22 protein-coding genes are annotated in these 25,363 nt (G+C 60.8%); 13 read left to right on the plus strand and 9 right to left on the minus strand.

Translation table 11 applies throughout. The features are described 5' to 3' along the window. Both gmhB and CAG00_RS10510 read left to right on the plus strand, forming a co-directional pair. Nucleotides 1-528, plus strand: coding sequence for a D-glycero-beta-D-manno-heptose 1,7-bisphosphate 7-phosphatase (gene gmhB, locus CAG00_RS10505; protein WP_025337180.1), 528 nt, complete (start codon nt 1-3; stop codon nt 526-528). 46 nt (nt 529-574) lie between these two features. Further along, nucleotides 575-1,360, plus strand: a complete 786-nt coding sequence (locus CAG00_RS10510; RefSeq protein ID WP_025337179.1) for a 1-acyl-sn-glycerol-3-phosphate acyltransferase — start codon at nt 575-577, stop codon at nt 1,358-1,360. 323 nt (nt 1,361-1,683) lie between these two features. On the opposite strand, the gene CAG00_RS10515 is transcribed toward CAG00_RS10510, so the two are convergent. Continuing rightward, entirely contained in the window at nt 1,684-3,303 is a 1,620-nt protein-coding gene (locus tag CAG00_RS10515; protein ID WP_085664228.1) for an MFS transporter, read from the minus strand. A 98-nt stretch (nt 3,304-3,401) separates the two neighbouring features. Continuing rightward, the gene (locus CAG00_RS10520; RefSeq protein ID WP_085664229.1) at nt 3,402-5,048 is read right to left on the minus strand and encodes a GMC family oxidoreductase; all 1,647 of its coding nucleotides are present in this window, start codon (nt 5,046-5,048) and stop codon (nt 3,402-3,404) included. Between the two features lie 297 nt (nt 5,049-5,345). Here CAG00_RS10520 and CAG00_RS10525 point away from each other — a divergent pair, with 297 nt between their 5' ends. Further along, nucleotides 5,346-6,233, plus strand: a complete 888-nt coding sequence (locus CAG00_RS10525) for a LysR family transcriptional regulator (protein WP_013970255.1) — start codon at nt 5,346-5,348, stop codon at nt 6,231-6,233. Here CAG00_RS10525 and CAG00_RS10530 read toward each other — a convergent pair. Genes CAG00_RS10530 through CAG00_RS10540 form a run of 3 tightly spaced genes read right to left on the minus strand, consistent with a single transcriptional unit; the run spans nt 6,222 to nt 9,232 of the window. Further along, nucleotides 6,222-7,040, minus strand: a complete 819-nt coding sequence (locus CAG00_RS10530; protein ID WP_013970254.1) for a sulfite exporter TauE/SafE family protein — start codon at nt 7,038-7,040, stop codon at nt 6,222-6,224. The genes CAG00_RS10525 and CAG00_RS10530 overlap by 12 nt on opposite strands. Continuing rightward, a complete protein-coding gene (locus tag CAG00_RS10535) occupies nt 7,037-8,308 on the minus strand; it encodes an FAD/NAD(P)-binding oxidoreductase (RefSeq protein WP_085664230.1) in 1,272 nt (423 codons plus the stop codon). The genes CAG00_RS10530 and CAG00_RS10535 overlap by 4 nt, the downstream gene beginning before the upstream one ends. A 39-nt stretch (nt 8,309-8,347) precedes the next feature. After that, nucleotides 8,348-9,232 carry an MBL fold metallo-hydrolase gene (locus CAG00_RS10540; RefSeq protein WP_085664231.1) on the minus strand — a complete coding sequence of 295 codons (885 nt, stop codon included), beginning with the start codon at nt 9,230-9,232 and terminating at the stop codon, nt 8,348-8,350. 222 nt (nt 9,233-9,454) lie between these two features. Between CAG00_RS10540 and CAG00_RS10545 the strand changes: the two genes are divergently transcribed. After that, nucleotides 9,455-10,747 (plus strand): sigma-54-dependent Fis family transcriptional regulator, encoded by a 1,293-nt coding sequence (locus CAG00_RS10545; RefSeq protein WP_085664232.1) that lies wholly within the window; start codon nt 9,455-9,457, stop codon nt 10,745-10,747. A gap of 278 nt (nt 10,748-11,025) precedes the next feature. After that, entirely contained in the window at nt 11,026-11,433 is a 408-nt protein-coding gene (locus CAG00_RS10555) for an RcnB family protein (protein ID WP_015268427.1), read from the plus strand. Nucleotides 11,434-11,496: 63 nt separating this feature from the next. Here the strand turns inward: CAG00_RS10555 and gyrB are convergent, their stop codons facing one another. Genes gyrB through dnaA form a run of 4 tightly spaced genes read right to left on the minus strand, consistent with a single transcriptional unit; the run spans nt 11,497 to nt 17,721 of the window. Beyond that, on the minus strand, nt 11,497-13,917 hold the full coding sequence (gyrB, locus tag CAG00_RS10560) for a DNA topoisomerase (ATP-hydrolyzing) subunit B (RefSeq protein WP_013970249.1): 2,421 nt from the start codon (nt 13,915-13,917) through the stop codon (nt 11,497-11,499). A gap of 4 nt (nt 13,918-13,921) precedes the next feature. Further along, the gene (gene recF / locus CAG00_RS10565; protein ID WP_003260018.1) at nt 13,922-15,025 is read right to left on the minus strand and encodes a DNA replication/repair protein RecF; all 1,104 of its coding nucleotides are present in this window, start codon (nt 15,023-15,025) and stop codon (nt 13,922-13,924) included. A gap of 13 nt (nt 15,026-15,038) precedes the next feature. Then, a complete protein-coding gene (gene dnaN / locus CAG00_RS10570; protein WP_003260019.1) occupies nt 15,039-16,142 on the minus strand; it encodes a DNA polymerase III subunit beta in 1,104 nt (367 codons plus the stop codon). 40 nt (nt 16,143-16,182) lie between these two features. Next, nucleotides 16,183-17,721: a chromosomal replication initiator protein DnaA gene (gene dnaA, locus CAG00_RS10575; RefSeq protein WP_085664233.1), complete on the minus strand. Its 1,539-nt coding sequence runs from the start codon at nt 17,719-17,721 to the stop codon at nt 16,183-16,185. 168 nt (nt 17,722-17,889) lie between these two features. On the opposite strand from dnaA, the gene CAG00_RS27855 reads away from it, so the two are divergent. The 8 genes from CAG00_RS27855 (at nt 17,890) to rsmG (ending at nt 25,361) form a co-directional block, all read left to right on the plus strand. Next, nucleotides 17,890-18,231, plus strand: a complete 342-nt coding sequence (locus tag CAG00_RS27855) for a hypothetical protein (protein ID WP_139832759.1) — start codon at nt 17,890-17,892, stop codon at nt 18,229-18,231. A gap of 85 nt (nt 18,232-18,316) precedes the next feature. After that, the gene (gene rpmH / locus CAG00_RS10580; RefSeq protein WP_003253163.1) at nt 18,317-18,451 is read left to right on the plus strand and encodes a 50S ribosomal protein L34; all 135 of its coding nucleotides are present in this window, start codon (nt 18,317-18,319) and stop codon (nt 18,449-18,451) included. Between the two features lie 13 nt (nt 18,452-18,464). Next, nucleotides 18,465-18,869, plus strand: a complete 405-nt coding sequence (rnpA, locus tag CAG00_RS10585) for a ribonuclease P protein component (protein WP_003253166.1) — start codon at nt 18,465-18,467, stop codon at nt 18,867-18,869. Next, nucleotides 18,862-19,107, plus strand: a complete 246-nt coding sequence (gene yidD / locus CAG00_RS10590; RefSeq protein WP_015268406.1) for a membrane protein insertion efficiency factor YidD — start codon at nt 18,862-18,864, stop codon at nt 19,105-19,107. The genes rnpA and yidD overlap by 8 nt, the downstream gene beginning before the upstream one ends. Before the next feature lie 2 nt (nt 19,108-19,109). After that, entirely contained in the window at nt 19,110-20,792 is a 1,683-nt protein-coding gene (gene yidC / locus CAG00_RS10595) for a membrane protein insertase YidC (protein ID WP_025341164.1), read from the plus strand. 88 nt (nt 20,793-20,880) lie between these two features. Beyond that, nucleotides 20,881-22,251: a tRNA uridine-5-carboxymethylaminomethyl(34) synthesis GTPase MnmE gene (gene mnmE, locus CAG00_RS10600; RefSeq protein ID WP_085664234.1), complete on the plus strand. Its 1,371-nt coding sequence runs from the start codon at nt 20,881-20,883 to the stop codon at nt 22,249-22,251. 570 nt (nt 22,252-22,821) lie between these two features. Continuing rightward, the gene (gene mnmG, locus CAG00_RS10605) at nt 22,822-24,714 is read left to right on the plus strand and encodes a tRNA uridine-5-carboxymethylaminomethyl(34) synthesis enzyme MnmG (protein ID WP_085664235.1); all 1,893 of its coding nucleotides are present in this window, start codon (nt 22,822-22,824) and stop codon (nt 24,712-24,714) included. Then, the gene (gene rsmG / locus CAG00_RS10610; protein ID WP_013970242.1) at nt 24,711-25,361 is read left to right on the plus strand and encodes a 16S rRNA (guanine(527)-N(7))-methyltransferase RsmG; all 651 of its coding nucleotides are present in this window, start codon (nt 24,711-24,713) and stop codon (nt 25,359-25,361) included. The genes mnmG and rsmG overlap by 4 nt, the downstream gene beginning before the upstream one ends. Nucleotides 25,362-25,363 lie beyond the last annotated feature (2 nt).

Raw genomic sequence — 25,363 nt, forward strand, 5'->3', positions numbered from 1 at the left:
TTGAAACTGCTGATTCTCGACCGTGACGGAGTCATCAACTACGACTCCGACGCCTATATCAAGACGCTGGACGAGTGGGTGCCGATCCCTGGCTCGGTCGAAGCGATCGCGCAGTTGAGCAAGGCGGGCTGGACGGTGGCCGTGGCCACCAACCAGTCCGGCATTGCCCGTGGCTACTATGCGCTGGCAACCCTCGAGGCCATGCACGCGCGCCTGCGCGCGCTGGTGGCCGAGCAGGGTGGCGAGGTGGGTCACATCGTGTATTGCCCGCACGGGCCGGACGAAGGCTGCGATTGCCGCAAGCCCAAGCCTGGCATGCTGCGGGCGATCGCCGAGCATTACCAGGTCGGCCTGGAAGGCGTCTGGTTCGTTGGCGACAGCAAAGGTGACCTGGAGGCCGCCCTGGCCGTCGGTGCACAACCCGTGCTGGTGAAAACCGGCAAGGGCGAGCGGACCCTGGAAAAAGGCGTCCCGGAAACTACACTGATTTTCGACGATCTGGCAGCTATCGCCAGAGAACTAATTTAAACAGTGCGCCTTCGGGCGCATTTTTCTCAGGCGGGCATGCCCCGCAATGGTACAAGCCACTATGTCGATCCTGCAGGCGATCAGAATCTTTCTTTTTTACCTGCTGCTGGGCACCAGTTCGCTGCTGTGGTGCTCGCTGAGCTTCTTCGTCGCGCCGTTCCTGTCGTTCCCCAAGCGCTACAAGTTCATCAACGTGTACTGGTGCCGTTGCGCGTTGTTCCTGGTGCGCACCATCCTGGGTATCGACTACAAGATCACTGGCGCCGAGAACGTGCCTGATGAGCCTTGCGTGATCCTGTCCAACCACCAGAGCACCTGGGAAACCTTCTTCCTTTCCCAGTATTTCTCGCCGCTGAGCCAGGTGCTCAAGCGCGAGTTGCTGTACGTGCCGTTCTTCGGTTGGGCCATGGCCATGCTGCGGCCGATCGCGATCAACCGCGATAACCCCAAGGAAGCCCTGCGCCAGGTAGCCAGCAAGGGTGACGAGCTGCTCAAGCAGAAGACCTGGGTGCTGATCTTCCCGGAAGGCACCCGCGTGCCATTCGGCACCATGGGCAAGTTCTCCCGTGGCGGTACCGCGCTGGCAGTGAATGCCGGGCTGCCGGTGCTGCCGATTGCCCATAACGCCGGCAAGTTCTGGCCGAAGACCGGTTGGGGCAAGCGCGCTGGCACCATCGAGGTGGTGATTGGCGAACCGATGTACGCCAACGGCACCGGGCCACGGGCCATCGCCGAGCTCAACGACCGCGCCGCGGCGTGGAACGAAGCGACCCAGCGGGCCATGGGTTCGCTGCCGCCAGCAGAGGAAAAACCCCAGGAACAGATGGCCTGACCATCTGTGGATAACTTGTGAACTGTTTTTGGATTAAAAGCCTGAATTGATAGCTAAGTGTTTGAATTAGCTGTTTATTTCTGTGTATGACATTTTTCTGAAAATCGTGCATAAGTTTTTTCTGGGCATAAGAAAACCGGCTTTTACAGCCGGTTTTTTTATGGGCTCATGCGGGTGTGGGTGATCGGTGTAGGAGCGGCCTTGTGTCGCGACAGGGCTGCAAGGCAGCCCCAGCAATTTGCGCATCACTGCTGATGCCCCGGGGCCGCTTTGCGGCCCTTTCGCGACACAAGGCCGCTCCTACAAGAAGCCCGTGCCAACCGTCAGATTTTGTCGATATCCACGTCCTTGGTTTCTTTCAGGCAGAAGATCCCCACCACCAGGCTGACCCCGGTCACCAGCACCGGGTACCACAGCCCGTAGAAGATATCCCCGGTATACACCACCAGCGCGAACGACACCGTTGGCAGGAAGCCACCGAACCAGCCGTTGCCGATATGGTAGGGCAGCGACATGGAGGTGTAGCGGATGCGGGTCGGGAACAGCTCGACCATCACCGCCGCCAGCGGGCCATAGGTCATGGTCGCGATCAGGATCATCGCCACGATCAGCACCACCACCATCACCTGGTTGACCTGCCCAGGGTCGGCCTTGGCCGGGTAGCCGGCCTGTTCCACCGCCGCACGCATGGCCGCTTCGTCGAAGCCGTTGATGGTCTTGTCACCGATGTTGACCACCACATCGCTGCCGGCCACATCCACCGAGCTGTACGGTAGGCCCTGCTTGACCAGGAAGGTCTTGACCTTGTCGCACGGGCTGTCGAAACGCGCCTTGCCCACCGGGTCGAACTGGAAGGTGCAGCCTTGCGGGTCGGCAGTGACAACGATCGGCGCCTGGCGGCTGGCCGCGTCGATCTGTGGGTTGGCGTAGTGGCTCAGCGCCTTGAACAGCGGGAAGTACAGCACCGTGGCCAGGAGCAGGCCGAGCATCAGGATCGGCTTGCGGCCAATACGGTCGGACAACCAGCCGAAGAACACGAAGAACGGCGCACCAATGACCACGCTGATGATCAGCAGGGTGTTGGCCTGGGCCGGGTCCATCTTCAGCATCTGGGTCATGAAGAACAGCACGTAGAACTGCGCCGTGTAGAAGGTCACAGCCTGCCCGGCGTTGATGCTGAACAGGGCGGTGAGCACCACTTTAAGGTTCGGCCAGGAGGTGAACGACTCACGGATCGGCGACTTGCTGACCTTGCCCTGGGCCTTCATTTTCACGAAGGCCGGCGACTCGTGCATGCTCATGCGGATCCAGGTGGAAATCGCCAGCAGCACGATCGACAGCAGGAACGGCAGGCGCCAACCCCAGGTTTCGAACTGGTCGCCACTGATATAGCGGCTGCCCAGCACCACCACCAGCGACAACAACAGGCCAAGGGTGGCGGTGGACTGGATGAAACCCGTGTGGAAACCGCGCTTGCCGGGCGGTGCATGCTCGGCCACATAGGTGGCCGCGCCGCCGTATTCACCACCCAGCGCCAGCCCCTGCAGCATGCGCAGGACCACCAGGATGATCGGTGCCGCGATGCCGATGCTGGCGTAGGAGGGCAACAACCCCACCGCGAAGGTGGACAGGCCCATCAGCACGATGGTGACCAGGAAGGTGTACTTGCGCCCGATCATGTCGCCCAGCCGGCCGAACACCAGCGCACCGAACGGCCGCACCAGGAAGCCGGCGGCAAAGGCCATGAGGGCGAAGATGAAGGCGGTGGTGTCGTTCACGCCAGCGAAGAACTGCTTGCTGATGACCGCTGCCAGCGCACCATAGAGAAAAAAGTCATACCACTCGAAAACTGTCCCGAGGGATGACGCGAAAATGATCTTGCGTTCTTCACGACGGCTGGAGCTGCTGGCCGCCGCACCCTGCTCTTGGATGTAATCCGACATCGTTGCTGTCCTCGGCCCGCAGGCCACAGTGATTATTCTTGTTGTTCCACTGTCGGCAGCTTCTGACCGCCAGCTGCCGGTACTGCACGCACCCGGGGTCAGGGCGTCGGTATCGCGTCTTCGTTCAGATAGGTCTGGGTAGCAGCTCCTTTGAGGATCAGTTGAGCCGCCTTCTCGGCGATCATCAGGGTGGGTGAACAAGTATTGCCGGAGGTGATCTGCGGCATGATCGAGGCGTCCGCCACGCGCAGGCCAGGGATGCCGTGTACGCGCAACTGGTTATCCACAACGTCCAGTTCGCTATTGCCCATGCGGCAGGTGCCTACCGGGTGGAAGATGGTGGTACCTATCTTGCCGGCGGCTTCGAACAGCTCTTCTTCGGTTTGCAGGGCTGGGCCCGGCAGGTATTCCTTTGGGTCGAACGCAGCGAGGGCAGGGGCCTGGACGATACGCCGGGTAAGGCGAATGGAATCGGCGGCGACGCGCAGGTCCTGGGGGTCGCTGAGGTAGTTGGGGTCGATCAGCGGTGTGCTGTTCATGTCGCTGCTGCGGATATCGATACGCCCGCGGCTGGCCGGGCGCAGGTTGCACACCGAGGCGGTAAAGGCCGGGAACCTGTGCAGTGGCTCGCCGAAGCGTTCAAGTGACAGCGGCTGCACGTGGTACTGCAGGTTGGCAGTGGCCTGCTCCGGGCTCGAACGCACGAACGCGCCCAGTTGGCTCGGCGCCATGGCCAGCGGGCCACTGCGGTCATAGAGGTAGCGCAGACCCATGCCCATCTTGCCCCACAGGCTGTTGGCCATCTGGTTCAGGGTTCGGGTATTGCGGATCTGGTAGATCAGGCGCAGTTGCAGGTGATCCTGCAGGTTGCCGCCAACACCGGGCATGTCGTGACGCACGCCAATGCCCAGGCTTTCCAGTAACTGCCGCGGGCCGATGCCGGAGCGCTGCAGGATACCGGGAGAGCCCACAGCACCCGCACAGAGGATGATCTCGCGACGTGCCGCAAACTCGTGCCAGGCACCCTGCCAGAACGCCTTTACCGCCCGTGCACGGGTGTTGTTGAGCAGCACCTGGTCAACCTGAACGCCGGTCAGCACGGTGAGGTTGGGGCGGTCCTTGATCGGCCGCAGGAAAGCCTTGGAAGCGTTCCAGCGCACACCGCTGCGCTGGTTGACCTGGAAATATCCACAGCCCTGGTTGTCGCCGGTATTGAAGTCATCGACCTTGCCGATGCCGCTTTGCTCGGCGGCATCACGGAAGGCATCGAGGATCGGCCAACTGTAGCGCTGGCGCTCGACCCGCCATTCGCCATCACCACCGTGGTGCTCGCTGGCGCCGGCAAAGTGGCTTTCGCTGGCCTTGAACAACGGCAGTACGTCCTTCCAGGCCCAGCCGTCGTTGCCTTGCTCGGCCCAACGGTCGTAGTCGGCGGCCTGGCCGCGCATGTAGATCATGCCGTTGATCGAGGAGCAGCCACCCAGCACCTTGCCGCGTGGATAGCCCAGCGCACGACCGCCCAGGCCGGCCTGAGCCTCGGTCTTGAAGCACCAGTCGGTGCGCGGGTTGCCGATGCAATAGAGGTAACCGACGGGGATATGGATCCAGGGATAGTTGTCGCGCCCACCCGCTTCCAGCAGCAGCACTCGGCAGGAAGGGTCGGCGGACAAACGATTGGCCAACAGGCAACCGGCGGGACCGGCCCCTACGACCACGTAGTCGAAGACAGAATCGGCTGATGGCATGTGCAACCTCGGGCCTGATTATTATTCTTGTCCCGATCCATCTTAGTGAGTAATTTCGTGGAGGAAACACGAGATTTCGCGCAGCCGCTGTGCGTTTTAGCACAGCGATCATCACGGCAACGGCGCGGTCCTGTAGGAGCGGCCTTGTGTCGCGATGGGGCGCGCAGCGGCCCTGAGTCAGCACATGTGGTCCTTCAGGTAGACCGAGTTTGCTGAATTCAGGGCCGCTGCGCGCCCCATCGCGACACAAGGCCGCTCCTACAAAGGTTCGCGCGGTCTGGATGCATAGGGACAAGCATGTTCGACTGGAACGATCTGCGGTTTTTCCTCGAGTTGCAGCGCAGCGGCCGCCTGCTTACCGCCGCCAAGCGCCTCAACACCACCCACAGCACCGTGGCCCGGCACATCGAGAGCATCGAGCAAAGCCTGGGTACTGCGCTGTTCGTGCAGCATGCCCAGGGCTATGAACTGACCCCATCGGGCCAGGCCCTGCTCAAGCACGCCGAAGCCATGGAGAACGTCGCCCTGCTGGCGCAGGAAGAAATCACCCAGGCCATCACGCCGCTGGGCAAGATTCGCCTGGGGGTGACCGAAGGCATCGGCATCATGTTCTTCACCCCGCGCATGAATGCGCTGTTCGACCGCTACCCCGGCCTGGAAGTGGAGCTGGTGGCGGTACCGCGCTTCGTCAGCATCCTCAACCGCGAGGCAGAGATCAGCATCCACCTGGAACGGCCCAACGCCGACCTGCTGATCACCCGCAAGCTCACCGACTATCGCCTGGCCCTGTACGCCAGCCAGGACTACCTGGATCGCGCGCCCCCGCTGCGCAACCGCGAGGACCTGGCCCGGCACAGTTGGATCGGCTACGTCGACGACTTGCTGTTCAGCCAGGAACTGCTGTTTCTCAACAGCTTCTGTCGGGCCCCCAACGTGGTGTTTCGCAGCACCAGCGTGATCGCCCAGCAAACCGCCGCCCGCGCCGGGTTGGGCATCGCCGTACTGCCCAACTACATGGCCCGCCACGACCCGACGCTGGTGCGCGTGCTGCCTGGCGAAACCATCCAGCGCAGCTACTGGATCTGCACCCGCCGCGAACTGCACAAGTCGGTGCGCCTGCGGGTAGTGTGGGACTACCTGCTGGCGCTGTGCGCGGCAGAACAGAGCGAGCTGCTAGCCCAGTAGCGCCTTGCCGGCCAGCAGTAGGGCCGCAGCCCAACCGGCCACGGCAAACATCTGCTGCAAGCGCGGCCCGGCCAGCCTGGCCGCCAATGGCCGCGCCAGCAGCAGGCCGAGCACCGCACCGACGGCGAACGGGGCGCCAACCTGCCAGTGCATGACCCCTGCCAGGCTGGCGCTGACCACACTGCCGGTGGACACCAGCGCGATCACTGCCAGCGAGGTGGAAACGATGCTGGCCATGCGCAGGTTGGTGTAGCGGTTAAGGGCCGGGATGATGACAAAGCCACCGCCCACGCCGAGCAGGCCGGACAGCAGCCCGGACAATGCGCCGGTGAAGGCCAGGGCGCGCGCGCAGGGCAGGGTCCAGCGCAAACGGCCCTGCAGCGGGTTCAGCACGCAGGGTTCGATGTAGCGATGGGCATCATTGGCTTCGCCGCGCAGTTCCTTGGCCGCCTTGCGCCAGATGCGCAGGCAGGCATAAACCAGCACCCCGGCGAACACCAACTGCAGCGGCGTGTTCGGCAGGCGGTGCGCCAGCATCAGCCCAAACGGCGCCGCTGCCACACCGATCAATGCGATGAACAGCGCCGCGCGGTAGCGCACCAGGCCCTGCCGCAAGCCCAGCACAGCACCCACCGCTGCCGCCATGCCTACGGCCAGCAGGCCGACCGGTGCCGCCTCGACCATCGACAGCCCCAGGCCAAACACCAGCAAAGGCACTGCGAGAATGCCACCGCCGGCACCGGTCAACGCCAGCACGGCACCGATGATCGCGCCCAGGCCCGCTCCCAGTATTTGATGTTCGATCACTGCCGGCCCTCGGCTACCAGTGGCTGTGGCCGTGCCAGCCACTCGCGGCCCTTGAGCATGCCTTTCCAGTACAAGGGTGGCAGCACCTGCGCCTTGAGCAACCAGGCCAGACGTGTCGGCTTGCGGCCATCCAGCAACCAGTTGGGGAAGCTTGGAGCCAGCTTGCCGCCATAGGTGAACTCGGCCAGGACGATCTTGCCGCGCTCGACGGTGAGCGGGCACGAGCCATAACCATCGTACTGGGCCAGGGTAGGCAACCTGCCCAGGGCCACCAGCACGTTGTTGGCAACGACCGGAGCCTGCTTGCGTGCAGCGGCGGCGGTCTTGGCATTGCTGGTGTTGGTCACGTCCCCAAGGGCATGGACATTGGTGAAGTGGCGATGGCGCAGGGTGTGCGGGTCGACATCGACCCAGCCGACGCTGTCGGCCAACGGGCTTTCACGAATGAAGTCCGGTGCCACCTGCGGCGGTACCACGTGCAGCATGTCGAAGGCCTCGATACGGGTTTCGCTGCTGCCATCGGCCAAGGTGCGCACGAAGGTGGCGCGCTTGTTCGGGCCGTCCACGGCGACCAGGCGGTGGGAAAAATTGAGATCCACGGCGTACTTGTCGATGTACTTCATCAGTGCGGGCACGTAGTCCGCCACTCCGAACAACACTGCGCCGGCATTGAAGAAACTGGCTTTCACAGCCCCCAGGTGACCGTGCCGCAGCCAGTGGTCGCAAGACAGGTACAGCGCCTTCTGCGGCGCGCCTGCGCACTTGATCGGCATGGGTGGCTGGCAAAACAGGGCTCGGCCTTGCTTGAGCTTCTGTACCAGTTCCCAGGTGTAGGGCGCCAGGTCGTAGCGGTAGTTGGAGGTGACGCCGTTGCGGCCCAAGGTCTCGCTGAGGCCATCAATGGCCGCCCAATCCAGCTTGAGGCCGGGGCAGACCACCAACTGTTCATAACTGATGGCGCGGCCGCCTTCGAGGAGGACCAGTTGGCCCAGCGGGTCGAACCCCTGCACGCGTGCCTTTATCCAGCGCACGCCGCGCGGAATGGTCGAGGCCATGGTGCGGGCAGTGCTTGGCGCCTTGAACACACCGGCACCGACCATGGTCCAGCCGGGCTGGTAGTAATGCACTTCGGCGGGGTCGATCAAGGTCACATCCAGCGACGGGTCACGGCTGATCAAGCTGGAAGCGGTGGCGATTCCGGCGGCGCCGGCACCGACGATGACCACTTTGTGGTGGTCGGTATTGGCAGGGGACAACAAGGCAGGCATGGCGGTAAATCCTGTAAATCTGGTTATGGGGCAGGGCGGTCACAGCTTGTTCAGCGGAATCTTCAGGTAGCTCACACCGTTATCTTCCGGCGCGGGGAATTGGCCGCTGCGCATGTTCACCTGCACCGAAGGCAGGATCAGCACGGGCATGTCGAGGGTCTTGTCGCGGGCTTCACGCATGGCGACGAAGCTGTCCTCATCGATGCCCTGGTGGATATGAATATTGTTGGCGCGCTGCTCGGCCACGGTGGTGACGTACTGCATGTCACGGCCACCTGGCAGGTAGTCGTGGCACATGAACAGCCGGGTCTGGTCGGGGAAGGCCAGCAGGCGACGGATCGAGCGGTACAGGGTGCGGGCATCGGCCCCAGGGAAGTCGCAACGGGCGGTACCGTAGTCGGGCATGAACAGGGTGTCGCCGACGAACACCGCTATCTCGCCGGCGTCCTCGATCATGAAGCTCATGCACGCAGGCGTGTGCCCCGGGGTGTGCAACGCGCGGGCATGCAGGTTGCCAATGCGGAAACCTTCCTCGTCCTCGAACAACACATCGAACTGGCTGCCATCGCGGGCGAAGCCAGGCTCGGCGTTGAACAGGGCACCGAACACTTTCTGTACCTGGGTGATGTGCGCGCCGATGGCGGTATGGCCGCCGAGCTTTTCCTTCAAATAGGCCGCCGCCGAAAGGTGGTCGGCATGCACATGGGTTTCCAGCACCCACTGCACGCTGGCTTCAAGCTCGGTCACGCGCTGGATCAGGCGGTCCGCCGACGCAGTGCAAGTGCACCCGGACTTGGGGTCGTAATCCAGCACACTGTCGATCAATGCGCATTGGCGGGTTTCACGGTCCATGACCAGGTAGCTGATGGTCGAGGTCGCCTTGTCGTAAAAGGCATCCACGTGCAGGTTGTTGCCGATGATCATCGCGTTCTCCAATTTATCCGCCCAGCCTTGTACAGGCGTAGGCAGTGCCAGGAGGTTTATCAAGATGCATGCCAGGCATTTTCCTGCGCTTGGGCCAATGAAACCGGCCCGTTGCTGACAATTGCCGACGACAGTGGCAGCGCAGATGGCAGTCGACTGTCAGCCAATGGCAGTGTTTGGCAGTCCTTGTTACCCTGCGCCGGTCATCCAATCGGTGCCGTCATGCCTGAAGCCCATCCCCTCATCCTAGCTTTGGTTTCCTATCTTGAGCACGATGCCCTGCCAACCATCGTGCTGGATACCGACTACAACATCCTGGCGGCCAACGCTGCCTATCGCCGCCAGTTCGGTCGCCATGAGCAGGCGCCACTGGGTGAGAAATGCCACAAGGTCTCGCACCACTACGCCGTGCCTTGCGACCAGGCCGGCGAGCATTGCCCGATGCGCAAGGCGTGGCACAGCAAGGTTCCGGAGCGGGTGTTGCACATTCATCACACACCACGCGGCCCCGAGCATGTGGATGTCGAGCTGCGGCCGATCCTGGATGAACAGGGCAGGGTGGTGGCCTTTGTCGAACGCCTGACCAGCATCACCTTCGCGTCGGCGCAGCCTCAGGAACAAGGCCTGGTCGGCCGGGCGCCTGCGTTCAAGGCGGCCCTGGCCAGCCTGCAACGTGCGGCGCCGGCGCAGATCCCGGTATTGCTGCAGGGTGAGTCGGGTACCGGCAAGGAACTGTTCGCCCGTGCGGTGCACATGGGCAGCCCCAGGGCCAACGGCCCATTGGTGGTGGTCGACTGTACCGGCCTGACCGAGTCGTTGTTCGAGAGCGAGTTGTTCGGCTACGAGAAGGGCGCGTTCACTGGCGCCAACCAGCGCAAGATCGGCCTGGCTGAAGCGGCGCATGGCGGCACCCTGTTCCTCGATGAAATTGGCGAAGTACCGCTGGCGATGCAGGTGAAGCTGCTGCGCCTGATCGAGTCCGGCAGTTTCCGCCCGGTGGGTAGCCTGCGCACGGTGCATTCGGATTTTCGCCTGGTGTCGGCAACCCATAAACCGCTCAGGCAAATGGTCGCGGACGGCACCTTCCGTGAAGACCTGTACTACCGCATCAGCGGCTTCCCGATCCGTCTGCCGGCGTTGCGCGAACGGGTAGAAGACCTGCCCTTGCTCGCCCAGAGCCTGCTGCAGCGCATGGCAGGCAAGCCGACGCCCAGGCTGAGCGACGAAGCTTTGCAGCAGCTTGGGCTGCATCCATTCCCGGGCAACATTCGCGAACTGCGCAACATTCTGGAAAGGGCGCGCTTGTTTGCCGATGACGGGCTGATCCGGCCCGAGCATTTGCCGGAGGATATCGGCCCAGCGGGGGCGATCAAGACAGGTGGCCGGCGCAATCACCTGGGTGAGCTGGCGCAGGCACTGGAACAGTTCAAGGGCTCGCGCAGTGAACTGGCCCGTCACCTTGGCCTGAGCGAGCGTACCCTGTATCGCCGGTTGAAGGAGCTTGGCCTGAATTGACGCGTTGGCTGTGCTGGCCGTATCGCCGTACAGGCCCTTAATACGGCGCAATACCTGTGGGAGCGGGTTTACCCGCGAAGAATTTGACGCGGTGGATGGCACCGGCTTCGCCGGTGTTCGCGGGTAAACCCGCTCCCACAGTGATGGCGCTTCACGGACCTTTACCGGACCTTTACCTCTGTCCTGACATTAAGCGGGAATGATTGTGGTCTGATCAGTTAACCGAACCTGGCAACCAGTCAGCTTCCGCCAGGCGTCAACATGCAGAGGACCGCAAAATGAAGAAAACCCTGACCGTGATCTGCGCCGCGCTCATGCTCAGCGCCCCCTTGGCCAGTTTCGCGCAGCCAGGCCCACCTGACCGGCATGATGGCGGCCCATCGCACCAGGGCAACCCACCGCATGGTCAGCCACAGTACCAAGGCCGACATGACAATGGCCGCGGTCCCGCCTACCGCGACCCGAACTTCCGCCCACAACAGGGCATGCCGGTTCCGCATCAGCAGTGGCAGCGTGGCCATGTGGTTGACCCGCATTATCGTGGCGACCGTTACTGGGTGACCGACTGGAAAGCACGCCACCTGTATGCGCCACCGCGTGATCACCGTTGGTTGTATGTGAACGGGGACTATGTGCTGGTGGCTATTGCCAGTGGTGTGATCGTCAACGTCCTCAGCGGTTACTGATTTCTGCAGGCACTAAAAAGCCCGCTTTCGCGGGCTTTTTAGTGCCTGGCGATCTACACCGGATCAGAAGTCCAGGTTCGATACCGACAGCGCGTTGCTTTCGATGAAGTCACGACGTGGCTCGACCGCATCACCCATCAGGGTGTTGAAGATCTGGTCGGCTGCGATCGCATCCTCGATGGTGACCTTGAGCATACGGCGGACGGTTGGGTCCATGGTGGTTTCCCACAGCTGCTCAGGGTTCATCTCGCCCAGCCCTTTGTATCGCTGGATGGTGTGGCGCTTGGTGGTTTCGTTCATCAGCCAATCCAGGCCTTCCTTGAACTCGACAATTGCCTTGCGGCGCTCACCGCGCTGCACGTAAGCACCTTCGCCCAACAAGCTGGACAGCTTGGCACCAATGTTGACTACGGTACGGTAGTCATTACTGCCAAAGAAGTCACGGTTGAAGGTGACGTAGCTGGCCAGGCCGTGGGAGGTAACTTCCACTTCTGGCAACCATACGTTGCGCTCTTTGTCTTCGCGCAGGCTGGCTTTGTAAACCAGTCCGGACTTCTGGCTGTTGTTCAGACGTTCCTGGAACTGGGCCAGCCAGGCTTGCATCACCGCGTGGTCACCCAGCTGTTCCAGGCTCACCTCCGGCAGGTAGATGAAGTGCTCGGTCAGCTCTTCCGGGTACAAGCGAGACAGACGCTTGAGTGTCTTCATGACACTACGGAATTCATTCACCAGTGCTTCCAACTGCACACCGGAAACCGCTGGTGCCGACTCGTCCAGGTGCAGGCTGGCATCTTCCAGGGCCGACTGGGTCATGTACTCTTCCATGGCCTCGTCGTCCTTGATGTACTGCTCCTGCTTGCCTTTCTTCACCTTGTACAGCGGTGGCTGGGCAATGTAGATGTAGCCGCGCTCGACCAGCTCCGGCAGCTGACGGAAGAAGAAGGTCAGCAGCAGGGTACGGATGTGCGAACCGTCAACGTCAGCATCGGTCATGATGATGATGTTGTGATAACGCAGCTTGTCGATGTTGTACTCTTCGCGGCCGATACCGCAGCCCAGTGCAGTGATCAGCGTGCCCACTTCCTGGGACGAGATCATCTTGTCGAAGCGCGCTTTCTCGACGTTGAGGATTTTACCCTTCAACGGCAGGATTGCCTGGGTACGACGGTTGCGGCCTTGCTTCGCCGAGCCACCCGCGGAGTCACCCTCCACCAGGTACAGTTCGGAAAGGGCAGGGTCCTTTTCCTGGCAGTCCGCCAGTTTGCCTGGCAGGCCGGCAATATCCAGCGCGCCTTTACGGCGAGTCATTTCACGGGCTTTACGTGCCGCTTCACGGGCACGGGCAGCATCGATCATCTTGCCAACGACGGCCTTGGCCTCGTTCGGGTTTTCCAGCAGGAAGTCGGCGAAGTACTTGTTCATCTCCTGTTCCACGGCGGTTTTCACCTCCGAGGAGACCAGCTTGTCCTTGGTCTGCGAGCTGAACTTAGGGTCCGGCACCTTCACCGAGATGATGGCGGTCAGGCCTTCACGGGCGTCGTCGCCAGTGGTCGCCACCTTGTTCTTCTTGGCCAGGCCTTCCTGTTCGATGTAGCTGTTCAGGCTACGGGTCAGCGAGGAACGGAAGCCCACCAGGTGAGTACCGCCATCACGCTGCGGAATGTTGTTGGTGAAGCACAGCAGGTTTTCGTTGAAGCTGTCGTTCCACTGCAGGGCGACTTCAACACCCACGCCATCGTCACGCTGGACGTTGAAGTGGAATACCTGGGAGTTGACCGGGGTCTTGTTGGTGTTCAGGTACTCGACGAACGCACGCAGGCCGCCTTCGTACTTGAAGAACTCTTCCTTGCCGCTACGTTCATCCTTCAGCAGGATGCCAACGCCCGAGTTGAGGAACGACAGCTCGCGGATACGCTTGGCCAGGATGTCCCAGCTGAAGTGAATGTTCTTGAAGGTTTCAGCCGAAGGCTTGAAGTGGATGTGGGTACCGGTGGTTTCGCTGTCACCGACAACCGCCATCGGCGCCTGTGGAACACCGTGAACGTAGGTCTGTTCCCAAATTTTGCCGCTACGGCGAACGGTCAGTACCAGTTTCTCGGACAGGGCGTTCACAACAGAAACACCTACGCCGTGCAGACCGCCGGATACCTTGTAGGAGTTGTCGTCGAACTTACCGCCAGCGTGCAGCACGGTCATGATGACCTCGGCTGCGGAAACGCCTTCTTCTTTATGCACGTCGACCGGAATGCCGCGACCGTTGTCGCGCACACTGATGGATTCGTCCGGGTGGATGATGACGGTGATGTCATCGCAGTGACCGGCGAGGGCTTCGTCGATCGAGTTGTCGACCACCTCGAAGACCATGTGGTGCAGGCCGCTACCATCATCGGTGTCGCCAATGTACATGCCGGGGCGCTTGCGCACGGCATCCAAACCTTTCAGCACCTTGATGCTGGAGGAGTCGTACGTTTGATTTTCGCTCATGCATTCACTCCCGATGGTCGTGGGTCTGGGTGATACGGCCTTGTTCCACGTGGAACAAAGCAACTGGCGTTTCCGTCTGCCAGCCTTCCCTCAGTAATTCGTGATCTACACAGGTGATGAACACCTGGCAGCGTAATTCTTCAAGCAAGCGACACAGCGCGCGGCGATGCTGGTCGTCCAGTTCGGACGGCAAGTCATCCACGAGATAAATACAGTGACCGCGGCGAGCCTGACTAACGAGGTGGCCTTGGGCAATGCGCAATGCGCACACCACCAGCTTTTGCTGACCACGCGACAGGATGTCGGCTGCATTGTTGGCAGCCAGACGAAGACGCAGATCAGCACGCTGCGGACCGGCCTGGGTGTGGCCCATCTGCTGATCGCGAAGGAGAGAGGAAGCGAGTACTTCTTGCAGTTCCCGGTCCTTGTCCCAGCCTCGGTAGTAGCTAAGGGTCAACCCGTCCAGCTCGACCAGTTCGCTCAGGGTTCGCTCGAAGACGGGCTTCAAGGCCTTGATGTAGTTGCGACGGTATTCATCTATTTCCGCACTGGCCAGGCACAATTCCCGGTCCCAGGCGGCTTGCGAAGCTGGGTCAAGTGTACCATGCCGCAACCATGAGTTCCGCTGCCGCAGTGCCTTCTGCAGCCGTTGCCAGGCTGGCAGAAAACGAGGTTCCACGTGGAACACCCCCCAATCCAAGAACTGGCGGCGTATTTTCGGAGCGCCTTCCAACAAGCGGAAACTGTCCGGATTGATGAGCTGAAGCGGTAGCAATTCAGCCAGTTGCGCCGCACTCCGCGCATTCTGCCCATCGATGCGAATTGTGAACTCCCCCTGCCGCTCCCGGGATACACCCAGGTTACTGCTGCCACCCTCGGCCAATTGCACTTCGCCGAACACGGTACAGGCCGGTTGTTCGTACTGGATAACCGGGTTCAGGCGGGTGCTGCGGAACGAGCGCGCCAGCCCGAGCAGATGCACGGCCTCAAGCACGCTCGTTTTGCCGCTGCCGTTGGCGCCGTAAAGGATGTTGATGCGGGGGGACGGTGAGAGTGTCACCGGGTGCAAGTTGCGCACCGCGGTGACCATGATACGTCGAAGAGACATTTCGCCTGCTACGTTACAGACGCATCGGCATGACAACGTAGGAAGAATCGTCATTGCCAGCTTCCTGCAGCAGGGCACTGCTGTTGGAATCGGACAGGATCAGACGAACTTGCTCGGTAGTCATTACGCCCAGCACGTCCAGCAGGTAGCTGACGTTGAAGCCGATTTCCAGCGAGCTACCTTCGTAGTCCACGCTGATTTCTTCTTCAGCTTCTTCCTGCTCGGGGTTGTTGGCCTGGATCTTCAGTTGGCCAGCAGCCAGTTGCAGGCGGATACCGCGGTACTTTTCGTTGGAAAGAATCGCAGTACGGCTGAAGGCTTCACGCAGCGCCTGGCGGTCGCCGACCACCAGCTTGTCACCGCCCTTGGGCAGTACGCGCTCGTAGTCCGGGAACTTGCCGTCCACCAGCTTGGAAGTGAAGGTGAATTCACCGGTGGTGGCGCGAATGTGGTGCTGGCCCAGGACGATGCTGACCATGCCTTCCGGGTCGGTCAGCAGGCGTGCCAGTTCGAGGATACCTTTGCGTGGCACGATGACCTGGTGGCGATCATCCTGCTCGATCGGTGCGCTCATGGAGCACAGCGCCAGGCGGTGACCGTCAGTGGACACAGCTCGCAGGGTGTTGCGGGAAACCTCCAGCAGCATACCGTTGAGGTAGTAGCGCACATCCTGCTGGGCCATGGCGAAACTGGTGCGCTCGATAAGGCGGCGCAGCTTGCTCTGTTCCAGGTTGCAGGTCAGCGAGCCCGGGCCTTCTTCCACGGTCGGGAAGTCATTGGCTGGCAGGGTCGACAGGGTAAAGCGGCTGCGGCCGGCCTTGACCAACAGTTTCTGCTCGTCGACCTTGATATCGATCAGGGCGTCGTTCGGCAGGCTTTTGCAAATGTCCATCAGCTTGCGTGCCGGGACAGTGATTTCGCCAGGCTCGGCCGGCTCTTCCAGTTGCACGCGGCCTACCAGTTCGACTTCCAGGTCGGTACCAGTCAACGACAGTTGCTGGCCTTGCACCACCAGCAATACGTTGGACAGGACCGGCAAGGTCTGGCGGCGCTCGACGACACCGGCGACCAGTTGCAGGGGTTTCAACAGGGCTTCGCGTTGAATGGTGAAATGCATGGTCTAGTCCCTTGCCTTCAATTAGCTGCGCAGACGGCCATCAGGTCGTCAGCGTCCGCAGCAGGTTCTTGTAGTCCTCGCGGATGTCCGCGTCGGATTCCTTCAGTTCGTTGATCTTGCGGCAGGCATGCAGCACGGTCGTATGGTCGCGACCACCGAACATGTCGCCGATTTCCGGCAGACTGTGGTTGGTCAGTTCCTTGGACAGCGCCATGGCCACCTGGCGTGGACGCGCCACGGAACGCGAACGACGCTTGGACAACAGATCGGAGATCTTGATCTTGTAGTACTCGGCGACGGTACGCTGAATGTTATCCACACTGACCAGCTTGTCCTGGAGCGCCAGCAGGTCCTTGAGCGACTCACGAATCAGTTCGATGGTGATGTCGCGGCCCATGAAGTGCGAGTGAGCGATCACCCGCTTCAATGCGCCTTCCAGTTCACGGACGTTGGAACGGATGCGCTGGGCAATGAAGAAGGCCGCGTCATGCGGTAGTTCGACCTTGGCCTGGTCGGCCTTCTTCATCAGGATCGCCACGCGGGTTTCCAGCTCTGGTGGCTCGACGGCAACCGTCAGGCCCCAACCAAAGCGCGACTTCAGGCGCTCTTCCAGGCCTTCGATCTCCTTGGGGTAGCGGTCAGAAGTAAGGATTACCTGCTGACCACCCTCGAGCAGGGCGTTGAAGGTGTGGAAAAACTCTTCCTGCGAGCGCTCTTTACGGGCAAAGAACTGGATATCGTCGATCAGCAACGCATCCACCGAGCGGTAGAAACGCTTGAATTCGTTGATGGCGTTGAGCTGCAGCGCCTTGACCATGTCCGCGACGAAGCGCTCCGAATGCAGGTACACGACCTTGGCGTTCGGGTTTTTCTTCAGCAGGTGGTTACCCACAGCATGCATGAGGTGGGTTTTACCCAGGCCCACACCACCATAGAGGAACAGCGGGTTGTAACCATGCTTGGGGTTGTCTGCCACCTGCCAGGCAGCCGCGCGCGCCAACTGGTTCGACTTACCTTCGACGAAGGTGTCGAACGTGAAGGTGCGGTTCAGGTAACTGGTGTGTTTGAGCGCACCTTCAACCTGCACGGTGCGCTGTTCGGCCCGGGCACTGCCAGCCGACGCAGAAGCCGGCTCGGCCATGGCATCGAAGCTGTCACGCGAGGATGGCTCGGCCAGTTCATCGACCAGCACAGGCTCGGCAGCCGCCACAGCGACGGGTTCGACCGCTGCCGGCACTGCCTTCTGTGTCTGGCTCTGGGCCTGGGTCTGGGCCAGCGAGGCGGCCACCGCAGCACTCACTGGCGCGTTGGGTGCGGCACGTGGCGCGGAGCTACGACGGCTGCCGATCAACAAGGAAAGGGCAGGCGCAATGCCGCTGCCGTTTTCGCCCAACAGCTCGAGCAAACGACCCAGGTACTTTTCATTGACCCAATCGAGAACGAAACGGTTAGGCGCATAGACGCGCAACTCGTCGCCTTCGGCTTCGACCTGTAGCGGACGGATCCAGGTGTTGAATTGCTGGGCAGGCAGTTCATCGCGCAGAAGCTCCACGCACTGCTGCCAAAGTTCCACTGACACGGATATCCCCTGAGTTTGAAAGCCGGATGAGGCAAAAACAAACCGCCATTGTACCGGTCGAGCGTTCAGTTATCCACATGTGGACACGTTAGGAACCATGACAAAACAGCCATTTATCGACCAAAACGACTTCTTCGCACTGTGAATAAGCCCTGTGGATAAGCAGCCATGAGCGCTATGCACAACCCTGAGGTCAAGCCTGTTGATAACTCTGCTGTGGATAAGCGGCTATTTAATCCACAGCTTTTGACCACGAAGAAAACAAGCGCAGCACCGGTTGAGAACACAGTTGTAAAACTCTGTACAGCCCGGATTTTATGGCCTCAAGCTGGTTATCCACAGAAGGTTATCCACTTAAGATTTATAGATTCTTCAGAAAAGCTTTTTATATGTCTCTTCTTTTTTTTCATGTTGTCCCCAATTCGTGTGTCCGATCAAGCACCCTTGGGCGATGGACAAGCACGCACCGTCCATCACGTGCTCTATATGGAAAGACTGGTTGGAAATTGACCTACGGGCTTGCTTTCTCTAGAATCGCCGGTCTCTTAAAAAGGGGGCCATCCCGGCCCGTCGTCGACAAACCAGGTAACACGCCATGAAACGTACTTTCCAACCAAGCACCATCAAGCGCGCGCGCACCCACGGCTTCCGTGCCCGTATGGCTACCAAGAACGGCCGCGCTGTTCTGTCGCGTCGTCGTGCCAAAGGCCGTAAGCGTCTGGCCATTTGATTTTTCGGCACAGGTGGTGAGTCAGGACTTCAGTCGGGAAAAGCGACTGCTTACACCCCGACATTTCAAAGCGGTCTTCGACTCCCCAACCGGCAAGGTTCCAGGGAAAAACCTGCTGATCCTTGCTCGCGAGAACGGCCTCGATCACCCACGCCTTGGCCTGGTGATCGGCAAGAAGAGCGTCAAGCTCGCCGTTCAACGCAACCGCCTCAAGCGCTTGATGCGCGATTCCTTTCGCCTGAACCAGCAATTGCTTGCCGGGTTGGACATTGTGATCGTCGCGCGCAAGGGATTGGGTGAGATAGAAAACCCGGAATTGCACCAACACTTTGGCAAACTCTGGAAACGCCTGGCGCGCAGCCGGCCCACTCCAGCAGTGACCGCCAATTCCGCAGGGGTAGACAGCCAAGATGCGTAAACTGGCGCTCGTTCCGATCCAGTTTTACCGTTACGCCATTAGTCCTCTGATGGCCAACCACTGTCGTTTCTTCCCCAGTTGCTCCTGTTACGCTTATGAAGCCATCGAAAACCACGGCCTCTGGCGTGGTGGGTGGCTAGCCGTTCGTCGCCTGGGGCGTTGTCATCCGTGGAACGACGGCGGTTTCGATCCCGTTCCTCCCGCTCCTTCCTCCCGAACTTCTTCGATAGCCGAGTAATCATGGATATTAAACGCACGATCCTGATCGTCGCCCTGGCAATCGTGTCCTACGTCATGGTCCTCAAGTGGAACCAGGACTACGGCCAGGCTGCCCTGCCGACTCAGAATACTGCTGCCAGCACCGTTGCCCCGGGTTTGCCGGATGGCGTACCGGCCGGTAACGCCGGCGCCAGCGCCGATGTGCCAAGCGCCAACGCCGAAACCAGCGCAGCCGAACTGGCACCGGTTGCGGTCAGCAAGGACCTGATCCGGGTCAAGACCGATGTCCTGGAGCTGGCTATCGATCCGGTCGGTGGTGACATCGTCCAGCTGAACCTGCCGCAGTACCCACGTCGCCAGGACCACCCGGACATTCCGTTCCAGCTGTTCGACAACGGTGGCGAGCGTGTCTACCTGGCACAAAGCGGCCTGACCGGCGTCAACGGTCCGGATGCCCGTCCTGCCGGTCGCCCTCTGTACGCTACCGACAAGAAGGGTTACCAGCTGGCCGATGGCCAGGAACAACTGGTGGTCGACCTGAAGTTCAGCGACAACGGCGTCAACTACATCAAGCGCTTCAGCTTCAAGCGCGGCGAGTACGACCTGACCGTCAGCTACCTGATCGACAACCAGAGCGGTCAGGCCTGGAGCGGCAACATGTTTGCCCAGCTCAAGCGTGACGCCAGCTCCGATCCGTCGTCGAGCACTGCCACCGGCACCGCCACCTACCTGGGCGCAGCCCTGTGGACAGCTTCCGAGCCTTACAAAAAGGTCTCGATGAAGGACATCGACAAAGGTAGTTTGAAAGAAAATGTGTCCGGCGGCTGGGTTGCCTGGCTGCAGCACTACTTCGTGACCGCCTGGATTCCGGCCAAGTCGGACAACAACGTTGTCCAGACCCGCAAGGACAGCCAGGGCAACTACATCATCGGCTACACCGGCCCGGCCATCAGCGTGCCTGCTGGCGGCAAGGTCGAAACCAGCGCCATGCTGTACGCCGGCCCGAAAATCCAGTCCAAGCTGAAAGAGTTGTCCCCAGGCCTGGAACTGACCGTCGACTACGGCTTCCTGTGGTTCATCGCCCAGCCGATCTTCTGGCTGCTGCAACATATCCACAGCCTGCTGGGTAACTGGGGCTGGTCGATCATCGTGCTGACCATGCTGATCAAAGGCCTGTTCTTCCCGCTGTCGGCTGCCAGCTATCGTTCGATGGCGCGCATGCGTGCCGTTGCGCCGAAGCTCGCTGCACTGAAGGAACGCTTCGGTGACGATCGCCAGAAGATGTCCCAGGCGATGATGGAGCTGTACAAGAAAGAGAAGATCAACCCGCTGGGCGGCTGCCTGCCGATCCTGGTGCAGATGCCAGTGTTCCTGGCCCTGTACTGGGTACTGCTGGAAAGCGTGGAAATGCGCCAGGCTCCATGGATGCTGTGGATTACCGACCTGTCGATCAAGGATCCGTTCTTCATCCTGCCGATCATCATGGGCGCCACCATGTTCATCCAGCAGCGCCTGAACCCGACGCCGCCGGATCCGATGCAGGCCAAGGTGATGAAAATGATGCCGATCATCTTCACCTTCTTCTTCCTGTGGTTCCCGGCTGGTCTGGTGCTGTACTGGGTTGTGAACAACTGCCTGTCGATCGCACAGCAGTGGTACATCACCCGCAGCATCGAAGCAGCCAGCAAAAAAGCTGCTGCTTGACAGGCTACTGCGCTAGCCTGTGAATAAAAAACGCCCCCTAGTGGGGCGTTTTTGCTATCTGTCGTTTTTGTCGTAGAGGCTTTCGAGCATGAACACTGTGCGTGAAACCATCGCCGCCATCGCCACCGCCCAGGGCCGCGGCGGTGTGGGTATTGTCAGGTTGTCCGGCCCTCTGGCTGCCAAGGCCGGCCAGTTGATCACCGGCCGTACGCTTACCCCGCGCCACGCCCATTACGGCCCGTTCCGCGACGAGGAAGGCCTGGTACTGGACGAAGGGATCGCGCTGTTCTTCCCCGGGCCGAATTCGTTCACCGGCGAGGACGTGCTGGAACTGCAGGGCCATGGTGGCCCGGTGGTGCTGGATATGCTGCTGCAGCGCTGTGTACAGGTTGGTTGCCGGCTGGCTCGCCCGGGTGAGTTCAGCGAACGTGCATTCCTCAATGACAAGCTCGACCTGGCCCAGGCCGAAGCCATTGCCGACCTGATCGAAGCCAGTTCCAGCCAGGCTGCGCGCAACGCACTGCGTTCGCTGCAGGGCGAGTTCTCCAAGCGCGTGCACAGCCTGACCGAAGCACTGATAGCCCTGCGCATATACGTCGAGGCGGCGATCGACTTCCCCGAAGAAGAAATCGACTTCCTCGCCGATGGCCATGTACTTTCGATGCTCGATATCGTTCGCGGCGAGTTGTCCACAGTGCAGCGGGAAGCCGGGCAGGGTGCCTTGCTGCGTGACGGCATGACCGTGGTCATCGCCGGTCGGCCGAATGCCGGCAAGTCGAGCCTGCTGAACCAGCTGGCCGGGCGGGAAGCGGCCATCGTCACCGATATTGCCGGCACCACGCGGGACATCCTGCGCGAACATATCCACATCGACGGTATGCCGCTGCACGTAGTCGATACTGCCGGTTTGCGCGACACCGATGACCATGTGGAAAAGATCGGCGTGGAACGTGCGCTGAAGGCCATTGGCGAGGCAGACCGTGTGTTGTTGGTGGTGGATTCCACTGCGCCCGAGGCCAGCGACCCGTTCGCCCTGTGGCCAGAATTTCTCGACCAGCGGCCAGACCCGGCCAAGGTGACGCTGATTCGGAACAAGGCCGATCTTAGTGGTGAGCGGGTAGCGCTGGAACAGTGCGATGACGGCCATGTAACGATCACCCTCAGTGCCAAAGGGGACGATGCAGGGCTGCAGTTGCTGCGTGACCACCTGAAGGCCTGCATGGGTTATGAACAGACGGCCGAGAGTGGTTTCAGCGCTCGCCGGCGCCATCTGGATGCCCTGCGCCAGGCCAGTGAGCACCTGGAACATGGCCGTGCACAACTGACCCTGGCTGGCGCGGGTGAGCTGTTGGCGGAAGACCTGCGGCAGGCGCAGCAGGCCCTGGGGGAGATTACCGGGGCATTCAGCTCTGATGACCTGCTGGGGCGGATTTTCTCCAGCTTCTGCATCGGCAAGTAATTCACAGCCAGGCAAAACCAAGAGCCGCTCCTTCGGGAGCGGCTTTTTTTTGCCTCAAATTTCGCAGCTTCTACGGAAATCGCGCCGCACCTGAAGGCTGTGCAGAACCCTGTGGGAGCGGGTTCACCCGCGAAGAGGCCGGTGCAGGTTCACATTTTTTTCATTCACCTACCCCAATCTGCTCTCAGGAGCCCTGTGGAAAACTCGCCTTCAGCTCCGTTGATAAGCAGGCTTTTTTTCTGAGGACAAACCCGCTTGTGGGTAAACAGCCATTTAATCCACAGGCTAAATCGTGTTATCCATAGCCCTCATGGTACTCCAGCCACAGGGTTTAATTTTTCTCTACACTGCATGAATAAAGGCCTGCATAACCTTATCCACAGTAAAGCTTGTGCATAAGAATAAACATAAAAACAAAGCTTTTTTAAATTCTTCCTCTTTGATTTCTGTTGGCTGCCACTCATCCACAGACTGGTCAAAATTTGCTCAGACGGTTTCTTTAAAGGGGGTGAAGTCCCTATACTTGTCCGCTTACCTTCTCTATTCGCAAAAACAGGCACGAGGTGCGTGGTGGATTTCCCTTCCCGTTTTGAAGTGATCGTCATCGGCGGCGGCCATGCCGGTACCGAGGCTGCGCTTGCGTCTGCACGCATGGGTGTGAAAACCCTGCTGCTGACCCATAACGTGGAAACCCTCGGTCACATGAGCTGCAACCCCGCCATTGGCGGTATTGGCAAAAGCCATCTGGTCAAAGAGATCGATGCCCTCGGCGGCGCCATGGCGCTGGCCACCGACAAGAGCGGCATCCAGTTCCGCGTTTTGAACAACCGCAAGGGCCCGGCCGTACGCGCCACCCGTGCACAGGCCGACCGCGCCATCTACAAGGCAGTGGTGCGCGAAATCCTGGAAAACCAGCCGAACCTGTGGATATTCCAGCAGTCCTGCGACGACCTGATCGTCGAGCAGGACCAGGTCAAAGGCGTGGTGACCCAGATGGGCCTGCGTTTCTTCGCCGAATCGGTGGTACTGACCACCGGTACCTTCCTCGGCGGGCTTATCCACATTGGTTTGCAAAATCATTCCGGTGGTCGCGCCGGCGATCCACCTTCGATCGCCCTGGCCCACCGCATGCGTGAACTGCCGCTGCGCGTCGGCCGCCTGAAAACCGGTACCCCGCCACGCATCGACGGCCGCTCGGTGGACTTCTCGGTGATGACCGAGCAGCCAGGCGATACGCCGATCCCGGTGATGTCGTTCATGGGCAATGCCCAGATGCACCCGCGCCAGGTGAGCTGCTGGATCACCCACACCAATGCGCGCACCCACGAGATCATCGCCTCGAACCTCGACCGTTCGCCGATGTACTCGGGTGTCATCGAAGGTGTCGGCCCGCGCTACTGCCCGTCGATCGAAGACAAGATCCACCGCTTCGCCGACAAGGAAAGCCACCAGGTGTTCATCGAGCCGGAAGGCCTGACCACCCATGAGCTGTACCCCAACGGTATTTCCACTTCGCTGCCGTTCGACGTGCAGTTGGAGCTGGTGCGGTCGATCCGCGGCATGGAGAACGCCCACATCGTTCGCCCGGGCTATGCCATCGAATACGACTACTTCGACCCGCGCGACCTCAAGTACAGTCTCGAGACCAAAGTCATCGGCGGCCTGTTCTTCGCCGGCCAGATCAACGGCACCACCGGTTACGAAGAAGCCGGCGCCCAGGGTTTGCTGGCCGGGACCAACGCCGCCCTGCGGGCGCAGGGCCGAGACAGCTGGTGCCCGCGCCGCGACGAGGCGTACATCGGCGTACTGGTCGACGACCTGATTACCCTGGGTACCCAGGAGCCGTACCGCATGTTCACTTCGCGTGCCGAGTACCGCCTGATCCTGCGCGAAGACAACGCCGACCTGCGCCTGACCGAAAAGGGCCGCGAACTCGGCCTGATCGACGACCAGCGTTGGGCCGCCTTCTGCGCCAAGCGCGACGGCATCGAGCGCGAGGAGCAGCGCCTGAAGTCGACCTGGGTACGCCCGAACACCGAGCAAGGCCAGGCCATTGTGGATAAGTTCGGTACCCCGCTCAGCCACGAATACAGCCTGCTCAACCTGCTGGCGCGCCCGGAAATCGACTACGTCGGGCTGATCGAGGCAACCGGCGGCGAAGCGATCGATCCACAGGTCGCCGAGCAAGTCGAAATCCGCACCAAGTACGCCGGCTACATCGATCGCCAGCAGGATGAAATCGCACGTTTGCGTGCCAGCGAAGACACCCGCCTGCCTGTGGATATCGATTATTCGACGATTTCCGGCCTGTCCAAGGAAATCCAGGGCAAGCTGGGCCAGACCCGACCGGAAACCCTGGGTCAGGCTTCGCGTATCCCGGGCGTGACCCCGGCGGCGATTTCCCTGTTGCTGATTCACTTGAAAAAACGCGGCGCTGGCCGCGAATTGGAGCAAAGCGCTTGAGTTCCCTGGTCACCCCGCAACACGCTGAAGAGTTGTCCACAGGTGCGCGCCAGCTCGGTGTCGAGCTGAGCGCCGAGCATCACGAAAAGCTGCTCGGCTACCTGGCCCTGTTGATCAAATGGAACAAAGCCTACAACCTCACCGCCGTGCGCGACCCCGACGAGATGGTGTCGCGTCACCTGCTCGACAGCCTCAGTGTCATGCCGTTTATCCACAGCGAGCGTGACAACTGGCTGGATGTCGGTAGTGGCGGTGGCATGCCCGGTATCCCATTGGCTATCCTGCATCCGCACAAGCGCGTGACGGTGCTGGACGCCAATGGCAAGAAGACCCGCTTCCTCACCCAGGTGAAAATGGAGCTCAAGCTGGACAACCTCACGGTTATCCACAGTCGGGTCGAAGCCTTCCAGCCGACACAACCGTTCAGCGGAATTATCTCCCGCGCCTTCAGCAGCATGGAGAACTTCACCAACTGGACCCGCCACCTGGGCGACACCGGGACGCAATGGCTTGCAATGAAGGGGCTGCATCCTGCCGATGAACTGGTAGCATTGCCCGCAGACTTCACAGTGGAAAGCGAGCAGGCCCTGACCGTTCCAGGTTGCCAGGGCCAGCGCCATCTGCTGATACTGCGCCGCAAGGCATGACT

Source organism: Pseudomonas sp. B5(2017), from assembly GCF_002112825.1.
In the GTDB taxonomy this organism is placed as follows: domain Bacteria; phylum Pseudomonadota; class Gammaproteobacteria; order Pseudomonadales; family Pseudomonadaceae; genus Aquipseudomonas; species Aquipseudomonas putida_Z.

What these genes read in the sequence shown, in the direction of transcription:
- CAG00_RS10510 (WP_025337179.1), top strand. Translation starts at nt 575, where the DNA reads ATGGTACAAGCCACTATGTCGATCCTGCAGGCGATCAGAATCTTTCTT.
- CAG00_RS10515 (WP_085664228.1), bottom strand. Translation starts at nt 3,303, where the DNA reads ATGTCGGATTACATCCAAGAGCAGGGTGCGGCGGCCAGCAGCTCCAGC.
- CAG00_RS10520 (WP_085664229.1), bottom strand. Translation starts at nt 5,048, where the DNA reads ATGCCATCAGCCGATTCTGTCTTCGACTACGTGGTCGTAGGGGCCGGT.
- CAG00_RS10525 (WP_013970255.1), top strand. Translation starts at nt 5,346, where the DNA reads ATGTTCGACTGGAACGATCTGCGGTTTTTCCTCGAGTTGCAGCGCAGC.
- CAG00_RS10535 (WP_085664230.1), bottom strand. Translation starts at nt 8,308, where the DNA reads ATGCCTGCCTTGTTGTCCCCTGCCAATACCGACCACCACAAAGTGGTC.
- CAG00_RS10540 (WP_085664231.1), bottom strand. Translation starts at nt 9,232, where the DNA reads ATGATCATCGGCAACAACCTGCACGTGGATGCCTTTTACGACAAGGCG.
- CAG00_RS10545 (WP_085664232.1), top strand. Translation starts at nt 9,455, where the DNA reads ATGCCTGAAGCCCATCCCCTCATCCTAGCTTTGGTTTCCTATCTTGAG.
- CAG00_RS10555 (WP_015268427.1), top strand. Translation starts at nt 11,026, where the DNA reads ATGAAGAAAACCCTGACCGTGATCTGCGCCGCGCTCATGCTCAGCGCC.
- gyrB (WP_013970249.1), bottom strand. Translation starts at nt 13,917, where the DNA reads ATGAGCGAAAATCAAACGTACGACTCCTCCAGCATCAAGGTGCTGAAA.
- recF (WP_003260018.1), bottom strand. Translation starts at nt 15,025, where the DNA reads ATGTCTCTTCGACGTATCATGGTCACCGCGGTGCGCAACTTGCACCCG.
- dnaN (WP_003260019.1), bottom strand. Translation starts at nt 16,142, where the DNA reads ATGCATTTCACCATTCAACGCGAAGCCCTGTTGAAACCCCTGCAACTG.
- CAG00_RS27855 (WP_139832759.1), top strand. Translation starts at nt 17,890, where the DNA reads ATGAGCGCTATGCACAACCCTGAGGTCAAGCCTGTTGATAACTCTGCT.
- rpmH (WP_003253163.1), top strand. Translation starts at nt 18,317, where the DNA reads ATGAAACGTACTTTCCAACCAAGCACCATCAAGCGCGCGCGCACCCAC.
- yidD (WP_015268406.1), top strand. Translation starts at nt 18,862, where the DNA reads ATGCGTAAACTGGCGCTCGTTCCGATCCAGTTTTACCGTTACGCCATT.
- yidC (WP_025341164.1), top strand. Translation starts at nt 19,110, where the DNA reads ATGGATATTAAACGCACGATCCTGATCGTCGCCCTGGCAATCGTGTCC.
- mnmE (WP_085664234.1), top strand. Translation starts at nt 20,881, where the DNA reads ATGAACACTGTGCGTGAAACCATCGCCGCCATCGCCACCGCCCAGGGC.